At 44.5% G+C, this 13274-nt stretch carries 5 protein-coding genes; all 5 read left to right on the top strand.

All coding sequences use genetic code 11. The features are described from left to right. Nucleotides 1-54 precede the first annotated feature (54 nt). The gene (locus AC1DOV_RS06730; protein ID WP_477549507.1) at nt 55-2928 is read left to right on the top strand and encodes an alpha-mannosidase; all 2874 of its coding nucleotides are present in this window, start codon (nt 55-57) and stop codon (nt 2926-2928) included. A 12-nt stretch (nt 2929-2940) separates the two neighbouring features. Continuing rightward, nucleotides 2941-4398, top strand: coding sequence for a leucyl aminopeptidase family protein (locus AC1DOV_RS06725; protein WP_477549506.1), 1458 nt, complete (start codon nt 2941-2943; stop codon nt 4396-4398). Between the two features lie 126 nt (nt 4399-4524). Beyond that, entirely contained in the window at nt 4525-11160 is a 6636-nt protein-coding gene (locus AC1DOV_RS06720; RefSeq protein WP_477549505.1) for a LamG-like jellyroll fold domain-containing protein, read from the top strand. Nucleotides 11161-11519: 359 nt separating this feature from the next. Beyond that, nucleotides 11520-12461 carry an aldo/keto reductase gene (locus tag AC1DOV_RS06715; RefSeq protein ID WP_477549504.1) on the top strand — a complete coding sequence of 314 codons (942 nt, stop codon included), beginning with the start codon at nt 11520-11522 and terminating at the stop codon, nt 12459-12461. After that, complete coding sequence (locus AC1DOV_RS06710) at nt 12458-13213, top strand: sugar phosphate isomerase/epimerase family protein (protein WP_477549503.1); 756 nt, start codon at nt 12458-12460, stop codon at nt 13211-13213. The genes AC1DOV_RS06715 and AC1DOV_RS06710 overlap by 4 nt, the downstream gene beginning before the upstream one ends. The last annotated feature ends 61 nt before the right edge of the window (nt 13214-13274 follow it).

The following is a 13274-nucleotide window of genomic DNA, read 5'->3' as shown; positions in this document are numbered from 1 at the left end:
CTAATGATTCATAGTGATGGTTTATGTACGAGACTATAAGCGGGTTTTAGGAGAGTGGACATCATACAAGTCGAGAAACTGAACGCAAATCTCGTAAAGCTGAAAACTCGTGTGTCGGAAGGGCAATGGGGCAAACGCATTGTTGCGGAATTGGAATATGCTAATCGGGTTTCAAAGGTGTTGGGGGGTCGGTATGATGATCTGATCGTTCCCGTTGTTATTGATCTGCTGAATACATTAGATCAAGAAGGCATTATCGGGGAGCAAACGGTTCTCAGTGCAGAGCAGCGGTTGTCTGAAATGGCAGCAGCAGCGAAGTCGTACCATTTGATTTGTGCTGCTCATGCCCACTTGGATATGAATTTTCTTTGGGGCTGGGATGAGACGGTATCCGCGACTCTTAACACGTTCCGGACAATGCTGGATCTGCTGCAGGAGTATCCTGATTTCCGCTTTTCCCATTCACAAGCAGCTGCCTATCATATTGTTGAAACCTATGATCCTGAAATGCTAGAAGAAATCAAAGTTCGTGTGCAAGAAGGACGATGGGAAGTAACGGCATCAACATGGGTTGAAGCGGATAAGAACATGCCAAGCGGTGAAAGTATGACTCGGCAGTTCTTATATGCCAAAAACTATCTTACACATTTGTTCGGATTGCAGTTGGATGATTTGCAAATCGATTTTGAGCCGGACACTTTCGGTCATGCGCTTAATGTGCCGGAATCTTTGCATCACGCGGGCATCAAATATTATTACTATTGCCGCGGTCATAACAATGAGGGACATCACCTCTATCGCTGGATGGCGCCCTCAGGGAGATCGGTTATCGCATATAAAGAGCCGCATTGGTACGATTCCCGCATTGAGGGTGAAATGGTGCTTACGGTGCCGGAGTTTTGCCAGAAAACAGGCTTGAATACAATGATGAAAGTATATGGGGTAGGTGATCATGGCGGCGGTCCGACGCGGCGTGACATAGAGCGCATACTTGATATGAAGGAATGGCCGATTTTTCCGACCATTCGCTTCGGAAAGTATGCAGAATACTTCGCGTTAACAGAGCAAATAGCCGATCAACTCCCGATTGTGCAAAACGAGCTGAACTTTATTTTTACAGGGTGCTACAGCTCGGAAGCACGTTTGAAACAAGCGAACCGAGTTTCGGAAAACCTGTTGTATGAAGCGGAAGCATTGTCTAGTGTGTCCGCGTTGTGGACTTCATCCAAGTATTATGGCAAGCAATTAGAAGAAGCTTGGAGAAAAACTTTGTTTAATCAATTTCACGATATTTTGCCGGGAACAGGCATTCCAGAAACGCGTGATCATGCACTTGGAGCGTTCCAAGAAATATCCGCCATGGCTAATAGCAAACGAAGCGCTGCTATGCGTAGTCTTGCTGCGCGCATCGATACGTCACGTTTTCTTGTTGAGGGCGAGGACCTGAAAGAAAGCTTTTCCGAAGGAGCAGGCGCTGGAGTCGGTGTCAGCATTAAGCATCAGTTTCGAACGGGTGAAAGTGACCGCGGACGCGGGAAAACACGGATATTTAATGTGTTCAACAGTGCTACTACCGCACGTAAAGAATTAGCCGAGATTACGATTTGGGATTGGGATGGAAATATCCAAAGCATCGGTTTCGAAGACGACGAGGGAAATTCACTTGATTTTCAATTTGTGGATCGTGGATTTGCCGAGCATTGGGGGCACTTTTTCTTGCGTATATTACTGCCCGTAAATGTCCCAGCATTAGGATACAGCACCTATATCATGACGGAAAAAGCAGGGGATATGGCAGTCCTTACGGCAAATGATTTCTATCTCACGGGTCAAAACCTTCCACCTGTGGAACTGTATACGTTTGTGTTGGAGAACGAACTGTTAAAGGCAGTTCTTGATGTGCGAAAGCTTACGATTATCTCATTAATCAATAAAGAGAATGGTCAGCAGTTCATCGATAGCAGTCGACCCGCAGGCGTATTCCGATTCATCGAAGAGGATACTTTTCAAGGAGGTGGCAATGCATGGCTGGTAGGCCGATACCGCAAAATTGAAGAGCTCACTGAAGGCATCAAAATCGAAAGCAGTGAATTAGGCAGCAAGCTGCTGAGGCAATCCATTACGTTCAGCGTCCCGTTTCGAAGATCGAAATTGCAAGTTACGGTATCTCTGGATCAGGGCAGCAGCAGGCTCGATTACAATGTGGAATGTGATTGGCATGAATACGGCAATGAAAAGGAATTTACACCACAGTTACAGTTTTATGCGCCTTTTGGTTATGAAAGCGATTCCTATCGATACAATATGGCTTTCGGTACAATTGAACGTCCTTCACTCGACTTAGACGTACCTGCCAACAGTTGGGCTCTCGGGGTTCCTTCGAACCATGAGAAGGGTAGAGCAATTATGCTTCTATCGGATTGTAAATATGGATTCCGAGGTACGGATCGTGCACTTTCCGTCACACTGCTGCGGGGCTCATATGGCCCGGATGCTTATCCGAATACAGGGGTTCATCGCATTCGTTTAAGTATTTGTGTAGTTGATGCTTCTAAAAACCAGCAATTGATTGAACAATCCTCCCATTATCATCTTCCGCTCCAATACATCTCAGCGGCTGCGAGTAATGGAGATTGGCCAACAACACAAAGCTTCTTGCAATTAATTGAAGGAACGATTGCAATCTCTGCGATCAAGATGCCTGAGAGCGATCAAGCTGTTAATCGATGGATTATTCGCGTGTATGAAACCGAAGGAAACACATCCTCGGTAAAGCTGGAGTTATGCCGCAAGGTGATCAAAGCTTATTTTGTCGATACGTTAGAACGTCCTCTAGTTGAGGGGGAAGTATTCATTAATGAATCACAAATAGGTTTTGAGGTTATGGCTTTTGGCGTCGCGAGCCTATGTATTGAATTTGAACAATAGGAGGGTTGTCCGGTGAGTATCGATCAGCAAGCAGAAAAGACTACACAAACCTTAATTTATCCGGTTTATGAACAAAATGTAGAACGGATTCTGGATCTGCCGCGAGTCCGGCATCTGTTCGATGTGTCAGTATTGAGACCGCATATGGGCGCCAAAGATGCAATAACGTGGTTCTATGGTCGTCTAGGACAACCGGATGTTGTTATCGTAGGTATGGGTGACGCCTCGCTAATTCACCCTGTTCGGATTAGGGAAGCAGCCGGCAACACGGGAAGAGCAGCAGCCAAAGAGAAATGTGGTCGTGTGCATGTTTCTTTTCAAGCGCTGTGGGATGCCAATATAGCATCCGATCAAGAAGCAGAAGCTATCTCGGCATGGGTGGAAGGTTGGAAACTGGGTACGTATTCCTTCGATAAATATAAGACGAAGTCAGATAAGCTGGAAATCCCGATCCTTTCTTTCGATGGACAGACCGGTTTGCAGATCCAGGAGGCTATTCGCCAAGGGGAAATTCATGCTGAAGGTACGATCTGGGCGCGCGATCTTGCGAATGAACCAGCCAACTATTTGCGCCCGTTAGAACTTATGGACAAAGTGATGGAGCGTTTTGCCGGAACGGGTGTGGAGATTAATGTCTACACTGGCGAGGAGTTGGAGAGGCAAGGTTTTGCCGGCGTAATAGCGGTTGGTAAAGGAAGCGTATATGCGCCTGCTTTTATCGAACTTCGCTATTGTACGGATGAGTCAAAGCCGCTTACAGCTCTAATTGGCAAAGGAATTACGTTCGACACCGGAGGAATCAGCCTTAAAAAAGATTACGATATTAGCAGTATGAGGATGGATATGGCCGGTGCGGCAGGTGTGCTTGGGGCGCTGGATATCGTCGTTAAGTGCGGTGCGTCCGCCAACATAGCGGTGTTGGTGCCGACTGCAGAGAATGTTATATCAGGGAACAGCTTACTACCGAGTGATGTAATCCGATATGCGAATGGCCTAACCGTTCAAGTAGGCAATACCGATTCGGAAGGCCGACTCATACTGGCTGATGCGTTGATCCATGCTCATCGAATAGGGGCAGTGGAAGCGATCGATATGGCAACGTTAACTTACGCTGTCGTAGGCGCACTAGGAACGAAGATTGCAGGTATCCTCGGCGACGACGAGTTGGTGGGGTTGTGTAAAAATGCAGGTGAGCCGTTTGGCGAGAAAGTATGGCAGCTGCCATTGGTAGATGAATACGAATCGTATTTGGATAGCACATATGCCGATGTCTGCAACATTAGCAGCGGTGATGGGGGAGGTGCGATTTCAGCGGCACTGTTCTTATGCAAGTTTGTCCATCCATCATTGAAATGGGCACATATCGACATGAATGGTCCCAAAGATTCATCCTCCGCAAGTGGCCAGCAGGCTATCGGTGCGACCGGCTTCGGCGCGAGAATGTTGGCTTCGTTTGTGATGTCGAGATAAAAAGGAGGGTAATCCTCCTCTTTATTTATTTTTTTTTAAACGCAAACAAATACATATATAACATTAAACAACAAGTGGGTGAGCGTTGAATTTATTATTCTATCCAATTAATGTAGGAGGTTATTTATGTTGCTTATGAGAAATAAGAGATTGGTTAGCATGGTTTTGGTTATGAGTTTATGGATTAGCTGTATCAGTATCGGTTTTCCTCATGCTATTGCTTATGCTGATGATAGCAGTCAACCTACGACGATTTCCGGTTTAGTTGGTGAATGGAAATTTGATGAAGTGTCGAAGGATGGCATATCTCCGGACACGTTGAAGCGGAATAATGCTATCCTTACCGATGCTGCAATAGGAAGCGGCAAGGTAGGAAAAGCCTTATTGTTAAATGGTTATCTTAGTTACGCCACTATACCGAATCAGAATTTGATAAATACAGGCAGCGATTTCTCCATGAGCTTACTTGTCAATTTCAATTCACCCTATACAAACAGAGACGTTGTCATTGTTCAGCAGCAAGGCGAAGGCGCAGAAACGCTGCTATCACGCAGAGCAGATGGTAGATTACAATCCTCTCTAGGCGGAAATACGACAATCGGAGAAACCGTAATTGAGCCTAAAAAGTGGTACCATGTTGCTCTTAGCAGAGAGGGTAACCGGGTTAAGCTATATGTCAACGGTGCGTTCGAAACAGCTTCGGACGATACGTTATTAGTATCGAATTATGGTGATTTTCGGATTGGAGCTGACCGAGAGCCGGAAGTGACAAATGCGTGGCCGGGGCTCATCGACGAATTCAAGATTTATGACAAGGCTTTGACAGATGAGGAAATGAAACAGGTTCCGGGTTTTAATTGGCCTATTATTTCGTTAAACGGTCATTCGGAATTGAGTTTATCTTTGAACGATACCTATGTGGAGAGCGGAGCAGAAGCATCCGATTCAAAGGACGGAGATATTACGGCCGATATTCAAACGACTGGTCTTGTCGATACGAGTAAAGGCGGCATCTACAAAGTGAACTATACGGTATCTAACCAAGCAGGAGATTCGGTTACCAAAGTGAGGACTGTAACTGTTATTCCACCAAAAACGTTATCTCGCGCTAGTAGAGTTTTGATTGATAAAGGGCTGCAAATGCAGACGTGGATGACAACGGATCAATCAGGTCGGAAATACGCTAGTGCAGAGGAATGGAAAAACAGTCATTTTACTACAGCTACCTATTACGAATATCCGGGCTATAACCAAATGTTCCATAACCAGGTGCCAGAAGCACAATGGTCGTTTGTAAAAGGGGCATTCGGAGATGGCTTGGGAGGCGGTCCGAAAGAAAAAGATATGACGGGATTTCTGAGTGATGCGCAAAAAGCTAATGTAGATAAGCTGATTACGATATCATTTGGAGATGAAGAAAACTACAACAAAGAGATTTTAAAAACCTTTACGGATTGGTTCAAGCTAAGCCACAGACTTTATCCGGATGTCCTCGCTCACAGCAACCAACAATCGCGTCAATGGCAAAGGGACGATTATGAAACGTACATTCGTACGGCCGAACCTGACCTGCTCACTTTCGATGATTATTTATTCTCAACGAGAGGCTCGGACAACAATCTATTTACAACAATCGTCAATAACATTAATGACCAAAGAACGATTGCACTTAAGGGCTATGACGGAACCGGGCAAAGTCCGATCGCTTTCGGGCAATATTTGCTTGGCTTCAAGACAGGTGAGATTCCTGCAGATGTAGGTCCATATATTATAACTGAATCTCAAATATATGGCGTTCCGTTCGCTACATTGACGATGGGCGGCAAATGGCTCAGCATGTTCCGTTGGGAATATGACAGCAACACTTTCTTGTTTTTTGACAAGGATGGTAAACCTACAAAGCAATATGATCAATATGCCGAAATGGCAAGGCAAATAAACAACCTTGGACCGCATCTCGTACGGCTCAATAGCACAGATGTCTCTATTTTGCCGGGGCAACATAAGGATTCAAGCGGAAGAATCGTTAAAAACCTAACGCCTAGAGAAACACCAATATTTGATAAGAATACTCAGCTAAAGCATCCTTATTTAAGGAGCGTAGTTTCGAAAAACTCCAGCGTTCAAGGTGGACTTAATGGCGATGTAATGCTTGGTTTTTTTGAACCTCTGCCAGATACAGAGTCGTTTTTCAACTACACAGACATGGAATATTTTATGGTCATGAACGGACTGACCTCAGGGAACGGTAAAACGGTGGAGCAGCATGGAGAGGGTGCTGAGACGGAACAGATGATTACGGTGCAATTAAATCTAGCAAAATACAATAAGGATGCGATTAAGAAAGTAAGTAGACTTACAGGAGATCTGGAACCTGTTGAATTGACGCCAATTGGCGGAAACCTCTATCAACTAGAAGTCGTCCTTAACGGGGGAGTAGCGGATTTATTCCAATTGGATAAAACAAAAGTAAATCTTGACTACATTGCTGCGAATGCTTTAAGCCTTCCAGAGACACTTACAATGGATGCAGGAGAAACGGAAGCAATAGAAGCGGTTGTTTTACCAGCAGGAGCGACCGAGAAGAGTGTAGATTGGTACACATCGAATGAGCAGATCGCGACAGTAGACAGCAATGGAAAAGTAACTGCGATAGCTGGAGGGAAAGCAGTTATTACGGCAATTAGTGTAGATGGCAACAAAAAGGCATCCACTAGCATCACGGTTACTAGTGACGTTGTTCCTGTAACTGGCATTAAGGTTTCCCCCTCAACCGGAACGCTCTATACGAATGAAACGATGAAGTTGACTGCTGAGATCTTACCAAGCAATGCAACGAACAAAACATATGAATGGTTCAGCAGCAACGCTGATGCAGCTGCCGTGGATCAGAGCGGTAAGGTATTTGCGAAATTACCGGGCTCGGCTGAGATTTCGGCCAGAACATTAGACGGACGATTTGTCGCTAAAAGTATAATAACGGTGTTGGACGCAAACAGCGAAGCGTCATTGTCGGAGTTAGTGATTAGTGGAGGAAAAGAGAACATTGTCTTTAATAGCGAAATATACGATTATACAACAAGGGTTAATACAAAAGTAGATGCCATTACGATTCAGCCACAGCAGAAAAACAAAAAAGGCACGATGACAGTTAACGATATTCCTGTCATCAGCGGCCAGAAGATTACAGCGAAGCTGCCGATGGGCAATAGTAAGATCGTATTCGTTACCAAAGCAGCGGATGGCTTGACAACAAAAACTTATACGCTAACGGTAAAACGAAACAAAAATGTAGCGCTTGAAGCTACGGTTGTAAGTGCGACATATTTGAATAAAGATGGAGAGCCAGCTAACTTAATTAGAAACGATTACGATAACTCAAGTGAGCATTCGCCGCTCAAGTTTGCTGACGGGGATGAGGAGACGTATTTCCAAAGTGCTTCTATTACAAACCTGAATCCAAAAGGTGAGTTTAATCCTGCGCATCGGATTATGCTCCAATGGGACGACGATAATCTTCAAGATTTTAATAAACTAGTTCTTGTCGTCAATAATGCACAGCAGCAAGGCATAACCGTCATCGATACTGAAACTTCTGTAAATGGCACCACATGGCAGGAGCTTAATGCTAAAGCCTATAAACCGACATGGCAGACAGACAGTCCAGACATTTACGAGAGTGTAACCATCGATCTCCCCAATTATAAGGAATATTACGGTGATGGTTATAAGGGGTTGAAAGGCATTTATTTGCTGCTATGGGCAGCGAATTTAAATACCGATCATAAATATGCGATCAGCGAATTTGAGCTTTACAATGAGCAGGATTCAGCAGAGCCTGTTGAACTGACTTTAGGCGAAATACCTGGCACTGATCCTGAGAATTCCGTAATTGCTGATTGGGTATTTTCCCAAGCAAATGTGCAGCCCGGAACATCTATCGAAGCAGGCAATTTGGTTATAAAAGATAGGAGCGGCATGGGCAATGATCTTAAAATGGCCGTTGCTGGAACCCCGGTAGGCAATAGGCTGTCATTTACTGAAGACGGTGCTCTTGATTTTGCAAATGAGAAAATAAATGGCCAATATTTGACTACAGTAGAAGGCGCCCCAATCAATACGAAAACTTTCGATAAAGGTTTTACGATTGAAGCAGAATTTAAGCTTGGCACCAATATTAATGACTGGATGGGGATATTGACTCGCCAAGGGAATAACACATTTGATCCAGGGGAACAGGAGCCGCTATCAACGCTATCCATTTCAAGCATTCGCGAAGTTCAATGGGCGAGTACGCATGGGAACTCGAGCTCGAACGAACTCCAATCGAACTGGTCGAACTCACTTTCAGCTGTTAAAGCATGGGCTCAGTCAGATGACTACACACACGTTGCAATTGTGAATGATGGCTCAAAGACTCGATTATTCTTAAATGGTGTAGAATCCATTCGCAATCCTGAAACGGACGAAATCATAAATGGAATCGCAGCCGAAGCGGGCATGGGGTGGAATGTTGGAGCTTATGAGTGGGATAGAGCGCCAAGCAGTCTCTTTTTAGGGAAAATCAAACATATCCGAGTATCCAGTAAAGCATTGGAGAAGGACCAATTCATTAAAACGGAGTTCAATTATAAGGTAGATTACGGGACTAACAATGATCTTCCGATGTTTGCACAAGATACGTATACGTTTGCGGTTATTCCAGATCCTCAGTATGTGGTGCAATCCAAACCGGAAATTCTTGAAAAGCAGCTGCAGTTTATTGCAGACAATTATGTTAGCAAGAATATCGCGATGACAGTAAATGTTGGCGACACGACGCAAAGCAGTGCAGCTAAGGAATGGGCTTCTGCCGATAAGGCCTATAAAATTTTAGATCAAGCCAACGTGCCTTATATTGTTACTCGCGGTAACCACGATTTGAATGGCTCTGGCTATCTGGACACCATGGGTCCCAATAGATTTGCTGGTACGGAACATTTCAAGGGCGCTTCGCCTTCGGGATTAAGCACCTACTCGATCATTACAGCCGGCAGCTACAAGTATATGTTCCTTGCGGTAGACTCAGTGGGGAACAATTCGAGTAATACGAAAGAAAGAGACTGGGCAAAAACGGTGCTTAATGAGAACCAGAAAATGCCAACCGTCATCTTCTCGCATAATATTATGACGATCGATGGCAACGGCCAAGTAAGCGAAGGCGGTCAGGGCAGCTTATTTTGGCGAGACTTTGTCGAGAATTATGATCAAGTATTCATGATGGTAGGCGGACATATTAGCGGTGCTGGTCTGAATGTGAAGAAGAAGGCTAATGGAAATGAAGTCTTGCAGGTGTTAACTGATTATCAATCGGATATCGCTGGCGGCAACGGTTGGACATCTTTTTTTGAATTTGATGAAAAGTCAAAGGAGATTCGTGTGAAGACGTTCTCGCCATATGTTGATAGCATTCCGGTAGGGGAGCGTTCATATCTGGACACGAAATTTCTGATTGGTCCCGGAGATATGTACAACATTCCATTTGATTTCAGCACCAGATTTCGTTTTGCAAAAAATGATGTCGTTGATGTCGTCACTCCCGACGTGACAAACGACAAAGGTTCAATTAATTTAGTGCCTAAAGTTGATGCTAGAACGGGAGAAGCAAGGGCCGTGGTTGAAGAGCGAGACTGGAACAAAGCGCTTAGCACATCTTCAGCTGATGACGATGGCGTGAAAACGGTTAAAGTCGAGGTGCAGAAAGCGGATAAAGCAAAAACATATGTCGTTGAGCTTCCGAAAGCAGCACTTCATTCTGATCTAGCGACGCATTTGATCGAGATAAAGACTGCAATTGGAACAATAACGGTACCTGCCAATATGCTAAACGGACAGGATTTGTCCAGAGCGAAGTCGGTTGCGCTAGTTATTGCGAGCGTAGAAAAAACATCGCTTGATCCAGCTTTACAGGAACAGGTTGGCGATAGGCCAATTATTGAGGTTGATGTGTATATCGATGGAGCTAAGGTTGCTTGGAACAATCCACAGGCTCGAGTGAAAATTTCAGTTCCGTATACACCATCAGATGTAGAGTTAGCCGATTCGGAGCATATTGTAGCAGGGTACATTAATAACATTGGTAAAGCGATCACAGTACCAAACAGCAAATATGAGCCAATTACAAAAACGGTTACATTTACGACGAGTCATTTCAGCAAATATGCGATCATGTTTGTTCATAAAACATTCGATGATCTCGAGAAAGTGAAATGGGCTAAAAAACAAATCGATGTGCTGGCATCCAAAGGGATTATTAATGGCACGTCTGCAACAAAATACAATCCTTCAGCCACTATAACAAGGGCGGATTTTATCGTTCTGCTTGTTAAGGCGCTTGAATTAACTGCTCCAATCGATACGAATTTCGATGACGTCAGTTTATCTTCTTATTATTATAATGAAGTGATGATCGCCAAAAAGCTTGGCATCACTAATGGCAGCGGAGACAATAAATTTAATCCGCTTCAACCGATCACGAGGCAGGACGCGTTCGTTCTACTCCATAAATCGATGAAGGCTGCCGGTATGAAGCTGAACGAAGTCACGTCAGCTGGGCTGGATCGTTTTAACGACAAAGCAAAAGTTGCGAGCTATGCGATGGAAAGCTTGACGGCGTTGATTGAAAATGGAATTGTCAAAGGAAATGGGAATTACATTCTTCCGCTGGCTCCACTATCAAGAGCAGAATCAGCTGTAATCTTGTATAACATGATCAATAAATAATGAATGGGGGAGTGCCGCTCTAGCTCAACAGGGCGGCTATTCCTTTTTTGCAATGACTGAATATGCACGATACTTAATGTTAAATGAAAGGGTTTTCAATATTTTTGGTTTAGTTGAGGAAAGTAATTTTTAGAGGCTATTGTAAAACGGGGTAGAATCTATTATACTGACTTCAATTACCGTATGGTAGCGATACCAGAAAACATGATTGTCCATTTATGGTATCGCTACCATACAGATTATTGAACAAAATAGATGAGCTATTAAAGACGTTTTGTTGGAGACATTATTGAACTTCGATTGATGTCTCTATTGAAAGAGGAAGAACAGAATAACTGCAGCATGAAAGGAGTGTTCATATGGAAATGATGGAGATGCAAGGTGTGAACAAGCCGATGTCCCGATTGATTATGGGAACGGGAGACCTGAGAGTATTGGACGATGCAAAACGGTTGATGCTTGATGCTTACATTGAAGCAGGCGGCAATATGTTTGATACTGCCCATCAGTACAGAGGGAAAGAGAAGATTTTGGGACAATGGCTGGCGGAGAAGAAGATTAGGGAAAAAGTAGTCATTATGAACAAAGGCGCTCACCACGATGATGGGAGTCCAGGCCCACGGGTGAATCCACAAGCCATCCGAAAGGATCTGGACGAAAGCTTGGAGAGGCTGGGAACAGATTATATCGATCTATATGCGCTTCATAGAGATGATCCGACCGTCGAGGTTGGGCCGATCATGGAAGAGCTGAATGAGCAGCTTGAGAAGAAGAAGATTCGCGCGATTGGCGCATCGAATTGGTCGCATCAGCGCATACAGGAAGCGAATGAATACGCGTCGGCGCATCAATTAGTAGGTTTTACGTTTAGCAGTACGAATTTGAGTCTTGCCAAAGCGAAAGAGCCGAGGTGGGAGGGCTGTGTGTCTGCTGATGAGGAAACCTGCAATTGGCATGAGCGTAACCAACTGCCGCTATTGTCATGGTCTTCGCAGGCAGGCGGATTTTTCTCAGGCCATTTTACGCCAGACAATCTCTCTGATACGGAAATGGTGAGAGTGTATTATAACGACAACAACTGGGAGAGATACCGACGTGCAGTGAAGCTAGCGGAGCTGAAACAGGTAACACCGATTCAAATCTCATTATCTTATGTTCTTCATCAACCTTTCCCAACATGCGCGATCATCGGACCTCGAAATCTTGATGAGCTTCATGATTCGGTTATGGCTATGAATCTACCATTAACTGCTGGGGAAGTCGAATGGCTGGATTTGAAAAAGGAGGAAATTGCGGAATGATCAAACACCAATTGGCGGCTCAGCTCTACACTTTAAGAAACGAAGTAAAGAAGGATTTTCTAGCGGTGCTGAAGCAATTGAGTGAAATGGGATGGGCGGCCGTTCAAATCGACGGGCTGCACGGATATGAAGCACGAGAAATTGCTGCGGTGATGAAGGAACTCGGATTACGTACCGCTGGCATGCATGTAGGGCTCGAACGAATGAAGTTTGATTTAGATGCTGTGCTGGAAGAGGCTCGATTATTCGATACGAAAGACTTTATCTGTCACTCCCTGCCGGATGGGCTGCAAAATCCAGAAGGGTATGCAAGCGTAAAGAAAGACTTGCTTGAAGTGGCTGCTAAAGTTAAGGGCACGAAATATCGCGTTGGCTATCATAATCATGATTTTGAATTTCATACATCCATAGATGGTAAATTTGCACTGGAGTACTTGCTTGATGATCCGGCCATTTACGCTGAGATTGATACGTACTGGGTTCGCAAAGCTGGCCAAGATCCTTTGTCTTTCATCCAGAACTATGCGAATCGTATGCCGATTCTTCATTTGAAGGATATGACTGCAGACAGCAGACAAACTTTTGCTGAAATCGGATCAGGAGTTATTGATTTTTCTCCAATCCTGCAATGGGGATTGCGAAGCGGCGTTGAGTGGTTTGCGGTAGAGCAGGATTACTGCACAGGAAGTCCGTTGGACAGTCTGGCTGCTAGCCTGGAATACTTATTGAAATTGGAAAAAACGCTCGTTTAACCTTGAAGCCCGCATCTGAATAACCGGAACAGCGGGCTTTTCCTTATCCAATCTATAATGA

This window comes from Paenibacillus sp. 01T47, assembly GCF_056398245.1.
This window is presented reverse-complemented; position numbering and strand designations above follow the sequence as displayed.

Excerpts from the sequence above, each read along its gene's own strand:
- AC1DOV_RS06720 (WP_477549505.1), top strand. The coding sequence starts at position 4,525 with ATGTTGCTTATGAGAAATAAGAGATTGGTTAGCATGGTTTTGGTTATG.
- AC1DOV_RS06710 (WP_477549503.1), top strand. The coding sequence starts at position 12,458 with ATGATCAAACACCAATTGGCGGCTCAGCTCTACACTTTAAGAAACGAA.
- AC1DOV_RS06715 (WP_477549504.1), top strand. The coding sequence starts at position 11,520 with ATGGAAATGATGGAGATGCAAGGTGTGAACAAGCCGATGTCCCGATTG.